22 protein-coding genes and 1 tRNA gene are annotated in these 17,818 nt (G+C 61.6%); 10 read left to right on the top strand and 13 right to left on the bottom strand.

Going from position 1 to position 17,818, the window contains the following annotated elements; all coding sequences use genetic code 11:
• Positions 1–132: 132 nt before the first annotated feature.
• Both AC5FRW_RS04185 and AC5FRW_RS04180 read right to left on the bottom strand, forming a co-directional pair.
• Positions 133–447, bottom strand: coding sequence for a hypothetical protein (locus AC5FRW_RS04185; RefSeq protein ID WP_493567174.1), 315 nt, complete (start codon positions 445–447; stop codon positions 133–135).
• Positions 448–666: 219 nt separating this feature from the next.
• A complete protein-coding gene (locus AC5FRW_RS04180) occupies positions 667–1,635 on the bottom strand; it encodes a cation diffusion facilitator family transporter (protein ID WP_493567173.1) in 969 nt (322 codons plus the stop codon).
• A gap of 53 nt (positions 1,636–1,688) precedes the next feature.
• Between AC5FRW_RS04180 and AC5FRW_RS04175 the strand changes: the two genes are divergently transcribed.
• Positions 1,689–2,192 (top strand): metallophosphoesterase, encoded by a 504-nt coding sequence (locus AC5FRW_RS04175; RefSeq protein ID WP_493567172.1) that lies wholly within the window; start codon positions 1,689–1,691, stop codon positions 2,190–2,192.
• A gap of 175 nt (positions 2,193–2,367) precedes the next feature.
• On the opposite strand, the gene AC5FRW_RS04170 is transcribed toward AC5FRW_RS04175, so the two are convergent.
• Positions 2,368–3,060 carry an ArsR/SmtB family transcription factor gene (locus AC5FRW_RS04170; RefSeq protein WP_493567171.1) on the bottom strand — a complete coding sequence of 231 codons (693 nt, stop codon included), beginning with the start codon at positions 3,058–3,060 and terminating at the stop codon, positions 2,368–2,370.
• A 139-nt stretch (positions 3,061–3,199) separates the two neighbouring features.
• Here AC5FRW_RS04170 and AC5FRW_RS04165 point away from each other — a divergent pair, with 139 nt between their 5' ends.
• From AC5FRW_RS04165 to AC5FRW_RS04155, 3 genes are all read left to right on the top strand, one after another.
• A complete protein-coding gene (locus AC5FRW_RS04165; RefSeq protein ID WP_493567170.1) occupies positions 3,200–3,316 on the top strand; it encodes a DUF7859 family protein in 117 nt (38 codons plus the stop codon).
• A 38-nt stretch (positions 3,317–3,354) separates the two neighbouring features.
• Entirely contained in the window at positions 3,355–4,437 is a 1,083-nt protein-coding gene (locus tag AC5FRW_RS04160) for an aminopeptidase (RefSeq protein ID WP_493567169.1), read from the top strand.
• 73 nt (positions 4,438–4,510) lie between these two features.
• Positions 4,511–4,648 (top strand): hypothetical protein, encoded by a 138-nt coding sequence (locus AC5FRW_RS04155; protein WP_493567168.1) that lies wholly within the window; start codon positions 4,511–4,513, stop codon positions 4,646–4,648.
• A gap of 301 nt (positions 4,649–4,949) precedes the next feature.
• Here the strand turns inward: AC5FRW_RS04155 and AC5FRW_RS04150 are convergent, their stop codons facing one another.
• Positions 4,950–5,600: a helix-turn-helix domain-containing protein gene (locus tag AC5FRW_RS04150; RefSeq protein ID WP_493567167.1), complete on the bottom strand. Its 651-nt coding sequence runs from the start codon at positions 5,598–5,600 to the stop codon at positions 4,950–4,952.
• A gap of 82 nt (positions 5,601–5,682) precedes the next feature.
• Between AC5FRW_RS04150 and AC5FRW_RS04145 the strand changes: the two genes are divergently transcribed.
• The 5 genes from AC5FRW_RS04145 to AC5FRW_RS04125 all read left to right on the top strand — a co-directional run bounded on the left by AC5FRW_RS04145 (position 5,683) and on the right by AC5FRW_RS04125 (position 9,744).
• Complete coding sequence (locus AC5FRW_RS04145) at positions 5,683–7,155, top strand: cytochrome P450 (protein ID WP_493567166.1); 1,473 nt, start codon at positions 5,683–5,685, stop codon at positions 7,153–7,155.
• Between the two features lie 123 nt (positions 7,156–7,278).
• The gene (locus AC5FRW_RS04140; protein ID WP_493567165.1) at positions 7,279–7,572 is read left to right on the top strand and encodes a zinc ribbon domain-containing protein; all 294 of its coding nucleotides are present in this window, start codon (positions 7,279–7,281) and stop codon (positions 7,570–7,572) included.
• A 39-nt stretch (positions 7,573–7,611) separates the two neighbouring features.
• Positions 7,612–7,812, top strand: a complete 201-nt coding sequence (locus AC5FRW_RS04135) for a hypothetical protein (RefSeq protein ID WP_493567164.1) — start codon at positions 7,612–7,614, stop codon at positions 7,810–7,812.
• A 102-nt stretch (positions 7,813–7,914) separates the two neighbouring features.
• Positions 7,915–8,937 (top strand): DUF7961 domain-containing protein, encoded by a 1,023-nt coding sequence (locus AC5FRW_RS04130; protein WP_493567163.1) that lies wholly within the window; start codon positions 7,915–7,917, stop codon positions 8,935–8,937.
• Positions 8,938–9,288: 351 nt separating this feature from the next.
• Positions 9,289–9,744, top strand: coding sequence for a hypothetical protein (locus tag AC5FRW_RS04125; protein ID WP_493567162.1), 456 nt, complete (start codon positions 9,289–9,291; stop codon positions 9,742–9,744).
• A 14-nt stretch (positions 9,745–9,758) separates the two neighbouring features.
• Here AC5FRW_RS04125 and AC5FRW_RS04120 read toward each other — a convergent pair whose 3' ends face one another.
• The 5 genes from AC5FRW_RS04120 to AC5FRW_RS04100 form a co-directional block, all read right to left on the bottom strand.
• Positions 9,759–10,235: a hypothetical protein gene (locus AC5FRW_RS04120; protein WP_493567161.1), complete on the bottom strand. Its 477-nt coding sequence runs from the start codon at positions 10,233–10,235 to the stop codon at positions 9,759–9,761.
• Positions 10,236–10,485: 250 nt separating this feature from the next.
• A tRNA-Arg gene (locus AC5FRW_RS04115) sits at positions 10,486–10,589 on the bottom strand.
• 69 nt (positions 10,590–10,658) lie between these two features.
• Positions 10,659–10,952: a hypothetical protein gene (locus AC5FRW_RS04110; protein ID WP_493567160.1), complete on the bottom strand. Its 294-nt coding sequence runs from the start codon at positions 10,950–10,952 to the stop codon at positions 10,659–10,661.
• A gap of 30 nt (positions 10,953–10,982) precedes the next feature.
• Positions 10,983–12,056, bottom strand: a complete 1,074-nt coding sequence (locus AC5FRW_RS04105; protein WP_493567159.1) for a DUF373 family protein — start codon at positions 12,054–12,056, stop codon at positions 10,983–10,985.
• 508 nt (positions 12,057–12,564) lie between these two features.
• Positions 12,565–13,341 (bottom strand): IclR family transcriptional regulator, encoded by a 777-nt coding sequence (locus AC5FRW_RS04100; protein ID WP_493567158.1) that lies wholly within the window; start codon positions 13,339–13,341, stop codon positions 12,565–12,567.
• A gap of 198 nt (positions 13,342–13,539) precedes the next feature.
• On the opposite strand from AC5FRW_RS04100, the gene AC5FRW_RS04095 reads away from it, so the two are divergent.
• A complete protein-coding gene (locus AC5FRW_RS04095; protein WP_493567157.1) occupies positions 13,540–14,334 on the top strand; it encodes a creatininase family protein in 795 nt (264 codons plus the stop codon).
• Between the two features lie 24 nt (positions 14,335–14,358).
• Here AC5FRW_RS04095 and AC5FRW_RS04090 read toward each other — a convergent pair whose 3' ends face one another.
• From AC5FRW_RS04090 to AC5FRW_RS04075, 4 genes are read right to left on the bottom strand one after another with little or no spacing between them, the layout of a single operon-like run.
• Entirely contained in the window at positions 14,359–14,577 is a 219-nt protein-coding gene (locus AC5FRW_RS04090) for a hypothetical protein (RefSeq protein WP_493567156.1), read from the bottom strand.
• Positions 14,574–15,473: a carbohydrate ABC transporter permease gene (locus AC5FRW_RS04085; protein ID WP_493567155.1), complete on the bottom strand. Its 900-nt coding sequence runs from the start codon at positions 15,471–15,473 to the stop codon at positions 14,574–14,576. Before AC5FRW_RS04085 ends, AC5FRW_RS04090 begins: the two co-directional genes overlap by 4 nt.
• A complete protein-coding gene (locus AC5FRW_RS04080; RefSeq protein ID WP_493567154.1) occupies positions 15,463–16,395 on the bottom strand; it encodes a carbohydrate ABC transporter permease in 933 nt (310 codons plus the stop codon). The genes AC5FRW_RS04085 and AC5FRW_RS04080 overlap by 11 nt, the downstream gene beginning before the upstream one ends.
• Positions 16,396–16,397: 2 nt before the next feature.
• On the bottom strand, positions 16,398–17,765 hold the full coding sequence (locus AC5FRW_RS04075; RefSeq protein WP_493567153.1) for an extracellular solute-binding protein: 1,368 nt from the start codon (positions 17,763–17,765) through the stop codon (positions 16,398–16,400).
• Between the last annotated feature and the right edge of the window lie 53 nt (positions 17,766–17,818).

The raw sequence follows: 17,818 nt of genomic DNA, 5'->3' as shown, positions 1-17,818 counted from the left end.
AGTCGGGCAAAAGGGTTCGGCCCTAGTAACGGATCGTGCTTCGTTTGACGCAGTGTGCCCGCTGGCGAAGGCCGTGACAGATTAGCGGTTGGTGATTGAAAGTATTTACCGCTCGCCCATCTTCGCTAGTCGCTACAATGCAGCAGTGTCTCTGGATGATCGTTTGATTGTCCACAGAGTATAGCCAAATCCCGCAACGACAACGGAAAGGAGCAGGTAAGTGAACTGTCCACTGATCATTGCACCGGTAATGAGTGAGCCGAGTACCAACAAAACAACAGTATGCTCATAGTTACTGTTCCGAAGCGAAACCGACATTGAGAGGATCCAGGCTGCAAGTACGAAGCCCCGTATGAGGTTCCCCTCGATGATTAGAAGGTATCCAAAGACGACTGCAGCTATTCCTGCTCCAATCACGTCTAGCGGTTCTATTTTTCGAACATCCATATGGTTTACATGACTGCTCACGTACATCAACCCTGCGGCAATAGACAAAGTGCTGTTCAGATAAGAGGCCGAGCAATCCGCTTTCGAGGCCTTCTCACCGAGGAATGAAGCCGCGCCTCCAAACAGTACACTCTTACCTCATACTGCCGGCTGTAACTTCGTGAATATCTCCGCTACCCCGGGGTGGCGAAATCATTCACAGATTTACAGCCGGTAGTATCAACTCTCCGGTTCGATGTAGATCCGCTGGATCCCCTCGTCGACCGCTCTGAGATCTTCCTGTAGTATGGTGATATGCTCGTGGATCTCGTCGGTCGATAGGCCGTCCTCGAACGCCACGTCAGCGGTCAGCAGCACGTTCCGTGGACCGAAGTAGACGGTCCGGAAGTCCCTGATCTCCTCGACGCTTGCGTGGTCGGTGATGACCGAGCGCAACGCCGCTTCCTCGTCGGGCTGGAGACTTTCCCCGAGAAGGAGCCGTTTGTTCTCCCAGGCCAGTGCCAGCGCAAAGCCCATCAGCATGATCCCGATCAGGAGCGCCGAGACCTGATCGAACACCGGATTGTCGGTCACCTGTTCGAGCGTGATCCCGACGAGTGCGATGACGATCCCGGCCAGTGCGATGGTGTCCTCGGTCAGTGCCGTCAGGGTCGTCACGTCGCTGGTCTTCTTGAAGGCCTCGCGATAGCTCGTCCAGTCGTTGGCGCTCATCTGGCGTTGCATCTCCGCGCGGGCCTTGTACAGTGCCCACGTCTCGAAGACGAACGCGCCGATCAGGACCGTGTAGTTGACCCAGACCGGTTCGAGCCATGCCGGCGGCGTGTAGGTGAAAAAGAGCAGGTCGACCGCCTCGCCGGCGTGGCCCCCGCCGTGACCGCCACCGGTCAGTTGATTCCAGCCGTGCTTTGCGCTCTCCCAGCCAGCGATCCCGAACAGCAAGACCGAGACGAGGAAGCTGTAGAAGAACTGGGACTTGCCGTAGCCAAAGGGGTGTTGCCGATCCCGACTGCGCTCGCTGAACCGGATCCCGATCAGCAAGAACACCTGATTGCCAGTGTCGGAGATGCTGTGATACGTCTCTGATAGCATCGCGGCGCTCCCGGTCAGGAGGAAGCCGAAGAACTTGAGGATCGCGATGGCACCGTTTGCGACCAGGGCGGCGAGGACGACCGATCTACTTCCAGCCATTGTTCGGGACTCATCTGGCCCCAACTAAGTGTTTCTGGATCCACACTGACGGTATGCTGACGATCATCTCCGATACGCACGGCACCGACGGCCATCGACTCCGTGGGCGAACGCTCGATGCCGTTCGCGACGCCGATGTCGTGATTCACGCGGGCGATTTCACCACCGAAGCGGTGTACGACGCCATCGAGGCGGAAGCGACCGAACTGGTCGCTGTCCAGGGCAACAACGAGGAGCCGGCGCTTCGCGAGCGACTTCCCAGTACCGCGACCGTCGAGTGGCACGGCGTTCGGTTCGTTGTCGTTCACGGACACGAACACTCGGCGACGGCGCTGTCGCTGCTCGCTCGGCAAGAGGCTGCCGACGTGGTGGTGGTCGGCCACTCACACCGGCCAGAACTGTCGGATTCGTCTGCGTGGCTGCTGGTCAATCCGGGGAGCTACGCCGACCCGCGCCGATTTCGGCCCGCACACGCCGAAGTGGTGGACACTGGAAGTGGAATGGCGGTGACGCTGTGCCAGCCCGATGGAACGGTGCTCTCGGAGGTGTGCCAGTAACAGGCGTGATAGCGCCGTGGGGATCGGTGGAGCAGTCCCGATCGCGTGCCAGTCTCGTCATGGTCTGTGCGGTGTTGGGTCGACGCACTTTCTCTTAGATACCAGAGATAAAAATAGCCGACGATAACACAAAGAGCCGTTTGATAGTTGCCACGGGGTGGGTCAAGCCGGACTTTTACCGTCTCACGTACCAGATAACGAACATCGAACCGAGGACGACAGCACCTCCAGCGAAGAACGCAACCCCGGGTGGAATGGCGCTGATAGCTGCCTCTGTCCCGGTCTGTGCGACCGATCCCCCGTCTGCCGCCACCTGTTCTGCCGCTTCTGTCAGTCTTGGATCAGTAGACCCGGATCCGTTCGGGAGGTAACTACTCGACGGTTCGCCACCGCCGGCACTCCCGCTGCGAACTGTTGGCTGAACGAACGAACCGACGGACCGGCCGAACAGTTCCTGAACGAACACGCTTACGAGACTGACCACGGCGAGGCCGCCCAGCAGACTGGACAGCGCGCTCCGCAACCCCGAGGTCTCCTGTTCGTTGCCCGCACAGATCACGAGGGGCTGATCCGCGGGCGCGTACACGTCCATCTCACGTCCCTTCTCGGAGTAGGCGGTGTCGACGACTTCCACTGCGCCAGCCGATTCGAGCTTTTCGAGGTGGTACTGGGCGTTCTGTAGCGACGTGTCGACTCTACTGGCGAGTTCGCCCGGCGGGGCCGGCTCGTCGTGCAACGCCGAGAGGAGCTTCCGCGCAGTCCCCGCCGAGAGCGCCGACAGCACGTCGTCGGCGTCGTCACTGTCGACGGAGATCACCCGTGGGTCCGAATCGGGAACGGCGGGGTCTTTCGAGGGAAGCAGTGACATGCCTGAACGATATGTACCACGACCGTATGAGTCTTTACCATAGCTCAAATGCGAGTTTGACACTCTCGAAAACCGGGTGAACGGCCCGAAATCGGCACACCCCGAAACGACTTTCACTTGCGGGGTCGAAGGCCCGCCTATGCCTGGCTGGGAAGTGTACGCGATTCTGGCGGTCCTGCTCGGAGTGGTCTTTTTCCTCTATCTGTTGATCCGCCGAACGGTGGTCGGGTTCAAAGAGGGAATGCAGGGAAAGTAGGCGAAACTGGTTAGTTCGCGCCACCGCTGGCTGTCGGTATGGACCCGCGCATCCGCGAACACGCCGAGACCGTCGCCGACCACTCTGTCGACCTGCAGGCCGGCGATAACGTCGTCATCGACGCCCACCCGGCCGCGACGGACCTCGTCACCGCACTCCACGAAGTGATCGCCGACCGCGGCGCGAATCCGCTGACCGTGCAGGACCGCCTGGGCAGCCGCTTCCGCCGTGCGTATCTGCGCAACCACGACGGCGACTTCGAGACACCCAGTCACGTGCAGGCGCTGTACGACGAGATGGACGTGTACATCGCCATCCGGGGCGGCGGCAACGCCACCGAAACGAGCGACGTAGACCCCGAAGTAACGGCAGCGTACCAGCAGGCCCAGCAGCCCCTGCTCGCCGAACGCCTCTCCAAGCGCTGGTGTCTCACCCAGTACCCCGCCGAGACCAACGCCCAGCTGGCCCAGATGAGCACCGACGGCTACGAGAACTTCGTCTGGGACGCCATCAACAAGGACTGGGATGCGGTCCGCGAACATCAGGCCCAGATGGTCGAGATTCTCGACCCCGCAGCGGAGGTCCGCATCGTCTCCGGTGACACTACGGACGTGACCATGAGCGTCGCCGGCAATCCGACGCTCAACGACTACGGCGAGCGCAATCTCCCCGGCGGCGAGGTCTTTACCGCCCCCGTCGCCGACAGCGTCGACGGTGAAGTCCTCTTCGACAAGCCACTCTACCACCAGGGCCGCGAGGTCACCGACGCCTACCTCCGCTTCGAGGACGGCGAGGTCGTCGAACACTCCGCCGCCAAGAACGAGGACGTGCTGACGGAGGTCCTGAACACCGACGAGGGCGCGCGCCGTCTGGGCGAACTCGGGATCGGCATGAACCGCGACATCGACCAGTTCACATACAACATGCTGTTCGACGAGAAGATGGGCGATACGGTCCATATGGCCGTCGGCCGGGCCTACGACGACACCGTCGGCGAGGACAACGTTCAGAACGACAGCGCCGTCCACGTCGACATGATCGTGGATATGTCGGAGGACTCGTTCATCGAGGTCGACGGGGAAGTCGTGCAGCGGGACGGGACGTTCGTGTTCGAGGAGTAGTACCGCACCGAGCAAAGCGAGGTGCGGCTTTTTCATCGACGTTTTTCGAGGAGTGGTTCCCGCAGCGAACGCAGTGAGCGAGGAAACCCGACGCCGAAAAAGGTCGGTCGACATGCTCGTGGATATGTCTGAGGACTCGCGGATCGAAGTGGATGGGGAGGTCGTGCAGGAGGATGGGACGTTCGTGTTCGAAGACGGGTTCGAAGCGTAGACCCCTACAGACTGAACGCCCTCGGCCCGCTGAACAGGAACGAGAATCACCGACAACTGAACGCCCTCGGCCCGCTGAACGGTTCTGTGTGGGATATCCTCGCGGTGCTCGAATAGTGCCCACGCAGAACCGTCCAGACGTGCCTCGCCCGTTCGTTCCACCAGGCACGCACCGCACAGCATCGGGCCACACGCCTCCCCAGCCGATTCGCTCCTTGCAGTCGCTCATCCCTCACACAACGTCGTCGCTCGCCTGCGCTCGCGACAGCGCGCGCCACCGCTGCGGTCGTTCGATCAGTCGCTCAGCCAACGAGGCGCTGGAACACCCGTGCTTCGATCTTTCGGAGATGTTCGCCGGCGGTACCGGGAGCGCAGCCGACCTGCTCGGCAACGTCTTCGGTCGTCGCTTCTCTGGGCGTCCGGTAGTAGCCCACGTCGACCGCTGCCCGCAGCACTTCTTGCTGGCGTTCGGTGAGACTGTCGAACAGGCGCTTCGCTTCGGGGAGGTACTCGCCCATCTCGACGATCTCGATCTCGGCGCCCTCTGGACCCGTAGGGTCGGCCCGTGCGAAGGCCGCACGGTCGCCCACGAGCGTGATCCGCTGGGCACCGTCCTCGGTGATCTCGATGGGCCAGTCGATAACGAACTCGGAGTGAGCGCGCCGCTCGATCAGGTAGTTCGTGAGGTCGTTCCCGTCGATGTGGGAGTAGGCGACCCCGCGCTCCTCGCCCGAAACCGAGTAGTCGAGCACGTCCGGCGACTCCTCGAGAATCTCGGCGTACCGTTCGAGGTCACCGCTAGCTTCTGCGAGCATCGCCATCGTGCCGTCGTCGAGCAGTTCGACGTTGTGGATCGCTTCCCGACGGATCGCTGGCTCCTCGCCCAGCGCCGTCCCGACCGGATGAAAGGACGCCTCACCGATCGGTCGGAGTTCGATCGTTACGTATCGCATACACCTTGATTCGACACCAGTATATAAATGACCTCACATCCTTTGCAGTGAGATCAACGCCTGTACGCTCGAAGAGTCAGCTATGGGCGACACCGATTCCGCTGGCTGTGACGTGTCCGCGACCGACGTACCTGCTGGTGACTCGCGTGCTGTGGCTCTCGATCCCGAGCGCGTACGCTTCGACACCGGCGACGGGGAGGAACCGCCGGGCCCTGACGGTCTCCCCCTCCTCGGTGTGACATTGTCGGTGATCCGGGATCAACTGGGCTACGGTGAGCGCATGGCCGAGGAGTACGGCGACGTGGGCCGTGCGTCGGTCGCTGGCCGAACGTTCTACGGACTGAACAACCCGGCCGACATCGAGCGTGTTCTCGTCACCGAAATGGACGCGTTCGTCAAAGGCGAACTGACGACTGGCAAACTGGAAAACCTCTCGCCCCAGTCGCTGCTGCTCTCGGAGGGCGAGCGCTGGAAGGCGATCAGAGAGGCACTCCAGCCTGCTTTCTTCATGGAACAGGTCCGGGACTACGCCGACGAGATGGGTGCAATCGGCGCCGAGATCACCGACGAGTGGACTGACGGGCAGCGCCTCGACGCCGAAAACGTGGCGCGGACGCTGACGATTCGGGTGCTCTCGCGGACGCTGTTCGGTGCGGACGTCCGCGAGCGTGAGGAGACGCTTCGAGAGGCTGCGGTGGCGGTCCGCCGTCGCTTCGATACGGAATCCCCGGCGGTCTTCTTACCGGACTGGGTACCGCTGCCCCGTATCTGGCGGTACCGAAAGGCGACGGCAGCGCTGGACGACCTCGTCGACGACTTGATCGCTGCCAGACGCGACGATCCGGACGGGTTCGACGACATCCTCTCCGAACTGGTCGCCCGCAGTAACGAGGCCGACGTACTGGATCACGCGACGCTGAAGGACAACGCCAAGGGACTGCTCGTCGCCGGCCACGACACGAGCGCTGCGGCACTGGCCACGACGCTGGGACTACTCGCGTGCCACCCCAAGAGTCAGCGACGCGTGCGGGACGAAGTCGACGACGTGCTCAGTGACGATCCCGATGCGACGCCCGGCGCAGCCGCGCTCACCGATCTCGACTACACCGACGCCGTCGTCCGGGAAGCCCTCCGTCTGTACCCGCCCGCACCGGTGCTCTACCGGGAGACTGTCGACCCGGTCGACGTGGGACCGTACACGATCCCCGCTGGCGTCGACGTGAGCATCTCGCCGTGGGTCGTCCACCGCGACGAGCGCTGGTGGGACTGTCCCGAGACCTTCGATCCTTCGCGGTGGTTCGGCGCGACGCCGAGCGATGATCCCGACCGCGAGCGCCCGGAGTACGCGTACTTCCCGTTCGGCGGCGGCCCACGCAACTGTATCGGTGCGCGGTTCGCGATGACGGAGCTGAAACTCGCGGTCGCAGCGATCTGCCACCGTGTCGAACTCGACACGCCGATGGATGCGATGCCCGAAATGGAGGGTGGAATGACGCTGTCGCCGGCCGAGTCGATCGAGCTGGTCGTCAGCTCACGCACGGGTACCACGTCGTGAGGTGACCCACATCGCTCGGCCCTTCGCCGCCGATCACGTCGGTGACGGTCCAGCACCGCCCCTTCGTGTGGCAATCCGTGATATAAGCGTCAACTATTCACACGACTAGCCCCTGTCACGGGTATGATCGGCCAGTTCGAACTTGCCGTGCGGGTGGCGGCCGGCCTGTTCGTCATCGTCGCGCCGACGTTGCTGTTCCTGGGTCTCTGGCGCGGTCTCGAAGCGATGCAGGACGACGACCTCGTCGAACGCGTCCGTGAGGGGGAGTTCGACTCCCCGCAGACGACCGCCGGCACGCCGTCGCTGTTCCCCGGCGACGGCGGGAGCGACAGGACCGCGTGCCAGCGCTGTGGCACCCCGAACCTCGCCGATGCCCGCTTCTGTCAGGAGTGTCTCGGCAAACTGTCGAGTCCGTAGCGCCAGTACGTTTTTGCCATCGCACGCCGACGCTGTGGTATGGCATCACAGCGCACGATCTTCGGCAGCGCCTTCGGGCTGACGCTCCTCGGACTTGCGATCATGCTCTACGGGGTCTCGCTCAACAACGGTGCCGGCCCGAACGCACCCATCGCCGTCGGCGGCACTGTCGTGGTGCTCGCGGTCGGCGTACTCGCTGCCGGTGTGATCGGGCTCGATGAGGGTCGCGAAGCGGTGTGATTGCGGTTCGAGTGTCTATCTCGGTCACGTCACCTTTTTCGACCGACCACTGTCCCGCCCAGCATGACAAATTTCATATTTTTCCGACAGAACGATGCTGTCGTGTACCAGTTCAGCCCTGATGAAATCGACAGCAGTCGGGCCAATCACCAAGCGATCAAGCAAGGTGCCGACGACATCGATGCAAAGCGGATCGGGAACCTCGGGGAGATCGCCTTCGAGCAGTTCTGCCGCGAGTATCTACCTGCCGAGATGTGGGAGTGGGAAAACGAAGACGCGATGCGACGGTGTAACGCTGAAAGCTTCTCGGGACACGACTTCGAGGTGTTCGGCTACGAGATCGACGTGAAGACCTCTCGCGACGTATCGGCATTTCTCCCGAAGAACATGGTCGAGAACGACGCCGCCGACGACATCATCGTGATGGTCTGGCACCGGGACAACGAGGATAGTCTGATTCTCCTCGGGTGGGAACACGTCGACACGCTCAAATCGAAGGTCGAGACGGAAGCACAGTTCTCGGGGAACTCACCGGCGAAGCTCGAACACCTCGCTGCTCGGCCGATGAACGATCTCCAAGACCTCGGGCCGAACACGGCGAACATGAACCAGACGCCGGAGAACCCGTTCCAGCCCGGCGATCGCGTCGAGAAGCGAGCAGACGAAGACGCTTCCGTCGGGGTCGTGGTCGAAGTCCTGCCGCCGGAGACGCAGATCGAACTATACGGGCAGGAACTCGACGGCGAAGGTGTCCGGGTCGCGTTCCCCACCTCGCTCGACGAGGGACCGGGTGACTGGCGGGACATTGACCCAGCACTGTTGTCCTCGTACTGCGACGATCAGGATATCAGCCTGTACACGTACAAGCACGAGAACCTGAAATTCGCGGAGAATCCGTACACTGTCGGTGATTACGTCATCAAGTCCTCTCACGACGACCCGAACCACGCGGTCGTCGTCGAGATCGACGCCGATGAAGTGAGCGTCGTCTTCGAAGGTCCGATCGGCGAAGAGGTTACACCAGCGAACCTTTCCGATCACTGCGACGACGAAGATCTGAAACAGTATCAGTACTCGCCCGAAGAGCTGGAGTTCACCACTCTCGACGAGCATCTTGATCGCTGAAGGGACTGACAGAGCGACTTAGTGCTCTACTGTCCGATAATTTTCTTCGACCTGCTCGACTGGTTCTTCGACTTTCCGACCACACGCAACACACTGAAGCCCGATCCGACTGCCGGCGAGGGTGACCGCCTCGATCGTCGCATCACACCCAGCGGGGCAACGTAGCCATTCGTTCAGGGACATCGGATTCGAACCAATGCAATGGAGTGTTAAAAGTGAACGCCAACGCCGGAGTGAAAGTGAAAGTAAATGGGTCTTATAGTATGTAAGGCTGAAAATTGATATATGGAAAACAAAATATAATGGGGCTGTCGGTAAGTTTACACCAATGGCGGGCCAGATAGTACATGAATGCGCAGACGTAAGCTGATTCAGGTAATTCTTAGTGGTGTTCCTATCTTAGCAGGATGTTCCTCAGAAAATGACACTGAAAAATCCGAAACTCGTTCTTCTACACCTTCTCCGAAAACTTCAGTTTCTACTCCTTCTCCAAGAGTAAACAGCTTCACTATTACTGAGTATTCCGATCCCACAGGTTTGAATCCACTCTCAATCTCTATACGATATTCAAATTTACAAACTGACAAGAAATATTCATTTCGTATATCTGTCGAATCTGACGAGGGAAGCAAAGAAGTTTCAAAGAAGGTTAGCAAGACACATGGTTATTATCCGGGGATGACTGGATTTCGAATACCGGTTCCTGAAGATACCTCTTTGGAAGGAGACATTCTAAATATCACAGTAGTGTTGATACATAACGAATCAGTAGTTGACCGGGAAGAAGGAGGTCATGTATACGAATAACCTATCTTTGAAAATCAAGATGGACCTTGTTCCGTAAGTCTATCGAGTAATTCAGACCAACGAATGTCCTTCTCAAATAGCCCTGCCCGAAGATTCCATGCCCATGGAGCGGCGTCGTCGGGATCGTAGCCGGTGGCTTTCTCGATCTCTTCCAGACTGCCACCGAACAGGCGATCGGTCGGCGCGTCGGCATCAGCGGGCCAGGTGTCGAAGAACTTAGCTGATTTCTTTGCGGCCTTGTACATCGCGAGCGTCGAGAGACGCTTCCGCTCTGGGTGGAGATCCTTTCCGGTGTGAACGACGACGGCTTCCATGTCGACGCCGAGCTTCGCGTATCGCTTCGCCAGCGGGGTGTACTGTTCGGCCACCTCGCGCCGGTTCGTTCGAGCGTCGAAGTGGGTCGAACCCTCGCCAATCAGCACGGCCTTCGGACGGTCGCGGTGTTCGAGTCTGGACTCATTCTCACGACTATTTTCGGCCCGAATCCCCATATGTAGCATCCGCCGAGCGAAGCGAGGCGGTTCACTCCGAGCGCGCCGCAGGCGCGACTCGGAGGTCTTTTTCATCGACGTTTTTGCGCAAGTGGTTCGAGCGCGCGGAGCGCGACTCGAACCCGCAGCGGAAAAAGGTCGACGGGCACGGTGGGATTCTCACTCGATGCCAGACCTCGCTTCGCTCGGCCTGCCGTAGTTCGAATCCCGTTTGTGCCGCTTCGCTCCTCGTGTCCACTCGTCGCAGAAGCGGGCACGGTGGGATTCGAACCCACGACCGTCGGATCGCTTCCCCCACCACAGGCGTAGCGGGGTTAGAAGTCCGACGCTCTATCCGGACTGAGCTACGTGCCCTCGTCGTCCGGTAGCGGGCCATCCGGCAAAAGCGGTGCGGATTGTGTGTTTCGGCGTCCGACTGCGTGTTCACTCGTTGGGATCGAGGTCTTCTTCGGCTTCGTCGGGATGAATGCCGATGGCGTCGGCCGTCTGGACCGCGGCCAGTCCTTCGATTGCACAGAGGTCGTCGACGCGCTGCTGTGGGACCGTCACTTCGAGGTCGCCAAACTGGAGGCGGCGCTCGACCGTCGCACCGGCGGCTTCGGCGGCCGCGGCGACGCTGTCGGTGTCTGTGTCGTCGCCGGGTTCGAGCACGAGTGCGACCGACTCACCGTCGATGGGATCGTCGCGGATCGACTGGACAGCGCGGGAGACATACATCGGGCGTGCGTAGGCGGGCCGGCCGTTTGACTACACCGGATCGGCCCCTTGCCAGCGCGTCTCGGCGATGGCGAAGGCGAGCGTGCTGCCCAGGCCCAGCAGGGTGCCGGCGGTCAGGGCAACGGCGAGATACGAGATGGTCGCCACGCCGAGGAAGTAGGCGCTGACGCCGTGGGTGACGGCGGCGATCGAGAGCACGTAGAAGGGAGCGTTGAGGAAGCGCCACTCGAAGCTCTCCGAGAGGTACTCGTCGGTGACGCGGCCGAAGCTACTCGTGACGCCGGCGGCGGCGAACCACTGGACCGAGCCATAGACGAGCGCGGCGACGACGGTAGCGATCGACGAGGTCGCGTCGGTCATCGTTTCGACGGTCTCGACGCCGCTGAGTCCGCCGATGACCATGAGTGCGGCGGCGACGACGTAGGTGATGATCGTCACACGACCGGTGTACAGTCCCGAGCGGACGCGTTCGACGGTCCGGTCCAGCGTCTCCTCGGCCCCGAGACCGCGGGCGAGGACGTACAGGCCGAGCAGCCCGGAGATGATCCCCAGTGCCGACCCCGGCAACTGGAGGAAATTGGCGACGATGGCAAGCGGGTAGATCAAGAGTAAGATGCCGAGCGGCACGAGGATCGTCCCGCGGGTCTCGGGGTCGTCGAGCACCTGCTTGATCGTGTAGTACATCGATTCGAGGTCCTGTGCCTGTCGGACGACGACGCGGTGGACGCCGTCGATGTGAATGCGCGAGCGGATCACCGGGACGACGGACTCGTCCTGTGCGCCGTCGGTCACGAGCAGTGCCCGCACGTCCTCGCCGGTCGACAGCGACGCCAGCACGGTGTCGACTTCCTCGCCGACGGCCCGGTTGGCCGCCACGTCGCTTCCGTCGACGCCGGTGACGGCCGCGACCTCGACGGCCTCGTCGTCGATCGTATCGTAGAGGTGGACTCCTTCGAACAGGACGTTCACGTCGGAGTCCTCCGGGTCGGCCGTCGCGAGATCGACTGCGGCCGCCTCGACGGCGTCTCGGCCGACGACGGGCGTCTCACACGCCGTCTTGCGTCCGAGGTCGTCGTCGAGGTCGACACACAGTATCAGCAGCATCACCCGGGAGTACGACACCGGGCCGTATAATGACTTTTGCCACACTGGTCTCTACCCCGCCCGCGCCACAGTCACTAAAAACGATTTGTTGGGCGTAAAAACCCGAAATAAATCTACAAGGGCCGACAGAAAAGTCTATCCGATAATATCTAAAACTATATTTACCCAAGAAACATATACTACTGTGAATACGAACGCGGAATTGGTACACCTATCTAAGAACGGGGCGAGAAGGATTTGGAACGACGTTAGTGGAATCATTCTGTGTGATCACGAACACTGCGACCGGGCGTCGGCTCACTGCTTCTGTTCGGTATTGTCAAACATAGATTATTTCACCCGAAATAATTATAATGTATGTTGTGCATAGTCTACATGGTTCCGGTAATCTCATAGTGGGACATAGTCGCACGGTCTCGCTGTAAGTATAACACCAGTATTACTGTTATACTTCTTTCGCGCTTCACTCGCTGTTCACTATTACGATACTGACAGACGCGGATATCGATCAGGTCGTCTGTAGGTTGATCTCGACGACGTTGGCGGCCTGTACGACCCGTTCGGGAACGGTCGACGCGAACTGTTCGTCCCGGATCCGACTCGTCGGTGCCGACAGACTGATCGCGCCCTGCACTCGGCCATCGTGCTGGACGGGCGCACCCACGGCGCGAAGCCCCTGAATCTGTTCTTCGTCGTTCAGTGCGAAGCCCCGGTCTCGGATCCTGTCGAGTTCTCTCCGCAGGGCCGTCTCGTCGGTCGTCGTTTCGGGTGTCCGGGCCGCGAACTCGTAGTCGGCGAGCATCGCCTCGCGGCGCTCGGCGCTGGCGTGGGCCAGTATCGCCTTCCCGGCCGCAGAGCAGTGGAGGTTCCGCCGTGGATACCCCTTGATCTCCTCGTACAGTTGCTCGCCGACGGCCCCGGTCCCGAAGCGTTCGTACAGCGGAATCTCGCGGCCGTGGCTCTCGACGACGAGATGCGTCGCTTCGCCCGTCTCGGTCGCGAGGTCGTCGAGCACTGGCTTGGCTGCCTCGTAGATTGCCGAGCGAGTCCTGACGTACTCCCCCAGCGGGAGCACGAACAGGCCGACGTGATACTCGTCGCCCTCCTTGCGGACGTACCCGCGGTCGGCCAGCGTCGACAGGTAGGTGTGGACCGTGCCGGGAGACAGGTCGACCGCGTCGGCCAGCTCGGTCACCGTCGCCCCGTCGTGTTCCCGGAGTCCCTCGAAGATGTCGAGCGTCCGATCGACCGCGTTGATCCGTCGTGGTGTTCGTGTCTTGGTCACGGGACTCCTTCACACGGCAGCGTGGTAAGTTTTGGTATTGTCAAAACACGCACGCCCCGCCGTGGTCGGTACGCTTTACTACACACACGGTGAACGACGGGACATGACGACACACGACACAGGCCGTCACGCCGTCCCGACGGCGGTTCGTCCCGTCGTGAGCGCACGATCATCACGCACGCGGGGGACGATGGCGTAATGTTTCACGAGACACTCGCCGCCGACGACTGGGCCGCGCTGCCCGCCGCCGAGATCCGTGCAATCGCACAGACGGACGGCTCGGTGCTGGTCGTCCCGGTCGGGAGCGTCGAACAGCACGGGGATCACCTCCCAGTCGCGACCGATACGATCCTCGTCGACGCCGTCGTCCACGGCGGTGTCGAACGCCTCGACGATCTCCCGGTCCTGGTCACGCCGCCGGTCTGGAGTGGCTTCTCACCGCACCACCTCCCCTTTGGCGGGACGCTCTCGCTCGATTTCGCCCATCTGCAGGCCGTCCTCGAAGACGTGGCCCACACCGGATTAGAGAACGGCTTCGATGCCGTCTGCTTCGTCAACGGCCACGGGGGGAACATCTCCCTGATCGACGCCGCCGTCTCGACCGTCGGCGTCGACACCGACGCAGAGGTCTTAGGCCTCACCTACTTCCAGTTGGCGACGGACGAAATCGAGGAGCTACGCGAGAGCGAGACGGGTGGCATGGCACACGGCGGCGAGTTCGAGACGTCGCTCATGCTAACGCTGTGTCCCGATTTGGTCGCAGAAACGGGTGCGCGACCGGCCGAACTGTGGGACGAACAGTACGAGTGGGGCGGGCAGGATCTGCTCGACGGTGGCTCGCTGTCCGTGTATCGTGGGTTCGACGAGTACTCGGAGTCGGGTGCGATCGGCGCGCCCGATCTGGCGAGCGCCGAGAAGGGCGAACGACTCTACGACATCCTCACCGACGAACTGGCGGCAGTGCTGACTGCCGTCTCCGAGTACAATCGCTGAACGACGCAAAAAAGCAGGCCCCGGTCAGTGCGGCCAGGGGCGCTGGGGCCAGAAGTACGCCAGTACCGCCATCCCCAGCAACAGAACGCTCGCGATCTTCAACACGATCCCCGCCTTCATCTCGTCGCGGACGAAGGTGAGATAGCCGATCGAGAGACCAGCGATGAGGAAGATCAACGCACCGCCGACGATCGGCTGATTCTGGCCGGCGTAGCCAAGCTGGAGGAGGATGGCCGGGTTCATTGGCCTTTGCCACCTCCAGAGAGCGCGATGCCCTCCATGAACGTCTGCTGTGCGAGCAGGTACGCCGTCAGGACGGGCACGGCGGCCATGATCGCGGCCGCGAGTAGCTGTCCCCAGTTACTGGTGTAGGGACCGGTCAGTAGTGCGATCCCGACCTGTAGCGGGAACATCGCCCCGTCGTTGATGATGATCAACGGCCAGAGGAAGGCTCCCCACGCGAAGATGAACGTGAACACGGTCAGTGAGGCTAACGCGGGCTTTGCCATCGGGAGCATGATCCGCGTGTAGATCTGGAACGTGTTACAGCCGTCCATGCGCGCGGCATCGAGCAGCGAGTCCGGGACGGTCATGAAGAACTGTCGCATCATGAACGTCCCGAACGGATTGGCGATAAAGAGGATCATGATCGCCCAGTAGGTGTTACCCCAGCCCAGCCAGTTCATCTCGATGAACAGCGGGACGAGCACCACCTGCGGGGGGATCACGAGCGTTCCGATCACCAGCGTCAGCGTGACGCCGCGACCGCGGAATCGCCCCTTCGCCAGCGCGAAGCCCGCAAGCGTGTCGAGCAAGAGGGTGAAGAAGACGATCCCCGTCGAGATGATGAGACTGTTCATCACCCAGCGGTCGAGGGGCTGTTCGTTCCACACCTGCACGTAGTTCTGTGCCGTCGGTTCCGACGGAATGATCTGGTAGATCGTCGCGAAGATCTCACTCTCTGGCTTCAGTGAGGTGAAGAACGCCCAGACGAACGGTGACACGAACACGAACACCGCGATGATGAGGATCGCGTGTGCGAGGTAGCGGGGCCACCGCTTGCGCTGGGTGGCCTCGTAGCCGGCGACTCTGGTATCACCTTCGAGCTCGATGCTCTCGGTGTCTGGCTCAGTAGTCAACGTCACCACCCCACGAGCGCTGCTGGATGATGCTGAACGCGAACACGAGGATGAACAGCACAACCGCGATCGCGCTGGCATAGCCCATGTTGAACTCCTGGAAGCCTTGCTGCCAGAAGTAGTAGACGATCGTGATCGACGAGTCGACGGGACCGCCGCCGGTCATCACGAACACCTGGGTGAACACCCGGAACGAGAAGATCAGCGTCACGATGACGACGAAGAAGCTGGTGGGCTTCAGCAGGGGGAGCGTGATGTAGCGGAACCGCTCCCAGCGGCCTGCGCCGTCGACGGTCGCTGCCTCGTAGTAGGTGTCTGGAATCCCTTTCAGCCCGGCGAGGAAGATCACCATGTTGAACCCGATGTGTTTCCAGATACTCATGATGATGACACTTGCCAGTGACGTGCTCCGGCTGTTGAGCCAGTCCAGGCCCTCCGAGCCAAAGAGGCTGAGGAAGGCGTTGATCATCCCATAATCGGGGTTGTACAGCCAGCTCCAGATAAGCGAGACGACGACCCACGACACGACCACCGGGAGGAAGATCGACGCCGAGTAGATCCGCGTCCCCCGCAGGTTCATGTCGAGCAACAGCGCCAGCCCGAGCGCGATCGGCACGTCGATGAGGATCAGCGCCAGGCTGTACGTCCCGGTGTTGATCAGTGCGTTGTGGAACACGTCGTCAGAGAGCAGCCGAGCGTAGTTTTCGAGGCCGATAAAGGGCTTGGTGGCTGCGAGTGGCGTCCACTCGTGGAAGCTGATGTACACCGATCCCAGGAACGGGAGGATCAACACGCCCGCCATCAGGATGATCTTCGGCGCGATCAGGAGATACCAGGCGGTGTTGGCGTTCGGATCCGCGAACCCGAACGACGGGAGCGCATCCGTGATCTGTTCCCGACGCGTCTCGGGTGACTGGGCCATCGTTAGAGGACGTCCTCGATTTCGGAGGCCGCACGGTCCAGCACGGTCTGGATATCGTCACCTTGCCAGAGCGCCTCTGCCTGCGTGTGGACGCTGTTCCACATCGACGGCACCTCGGGGTGGCTCGGGAATGGCTTGGTGTTCTCGATCTCCTGTTCGACGGTCTCCAGACGCGGTTCGTTCTCGATGGTGCTCTGGAACGTGTCCGTCTCGTAGGCCGATTTCAGTGCCGGGAACCCGCCCACCTCTTCGGTGACGCGGGCCTGCACCTCTTCGGAGGCGATGTATTCGAGCCACTGCTGGCCGATCTCCTGATTCGCACCCCCGCGGGCCGGTGCCATGTAGAACACACCTGCGCTCCAGGTGTGGCTCACGTCGTCGGGGATCTGTGGTCCGCTCGGGAACGGGATAAACTGCCAGTCGATGTCGCTGTCCTGCAGTCGCGGGACCTGCCAGGACCCCGCGTAGTACATCGGCGCGTTCCCCGAGAGGAAGTCGTCGATCCCGGTGTCGGTCGCGCCCGTCGGGCGAGCGATGACCGATTCGTCCTCGACGATCATCGGCTGGAGGAACTCGGCTGCCTCGACGGCAGCGTCGCTGTTGATCGTCGCCGCGCTGGCGTCCTCGTTGATGTAGCCGCTCCCGTTCGAGAGGACGAACGCGTCGAACCCCTCACCGGCCGGCATCGAGAATCCGCGTCCAGAGTCCAGTTCCGAGGAGAGCGTGTCGATCCAGCCGGCGAACTCGTCCCAGGTCGGACGGTAGGTCCGGTCGGGCACTTCGAGACCGGCTTCCTCGAACTGAGTGCGATTGATGCCGAGCATTCGGCAGTCGACGTACCACGGCACTGCACCCATGGTCCCGTCGTAACTGGAGTTCTGGCGTCCGGCGCTGACGAAGTCGTCCGGATTGAGACCGAACTCTTCGACGTCCGATGCGACGCCCTGGTCGATCATTCGGGGCGTCCACAGCACCGACAGCGCCGCCGATTCCGGGGCGGTGCCGGCACTGACTGAGTTCGTGACCTGCGAGAGGTAGTTCTCGAACGGGAAGTTCTCGAAGGACGCGTCCGAGACGTTGTCGTACATCTCGGCGAACTCGGCGGTCTGTTCCTCACGGACCGGCGTGAGTCCGGGGTCGTTCCACGCCCAGAAGGTCGCGCTCTCTCCGCCATTGCTGCCACCGTCGCCGCCATCGCTGTCGGTGCCACCGTCGCCGCCATCGCTGTCGGTGCCACCGTCGCCACCGGTACCGCCGTCGCCACCGTCACCGCCGTCGCCGCCGCCACAACCGGCCAGTCCGGTCATGCCGGTTGCACTTACAAGCGCTATCCACTGTCGCCGCGTCAGTCGGTCGTTTGGAGTGGGCATAGGATTGCCTCGTACTGTGAATCTCTTACACGCCAAATAAATGTTTTGCAGAT

The organism is Halomicrobium sp. HArcht3-1, from assembly GCF_058933345.1.
The sequence above is the reverse complement of the archived record's forward strand: the minus strand, read 5'-3'. Positions and strand labels throughout refer to the sequence as shown.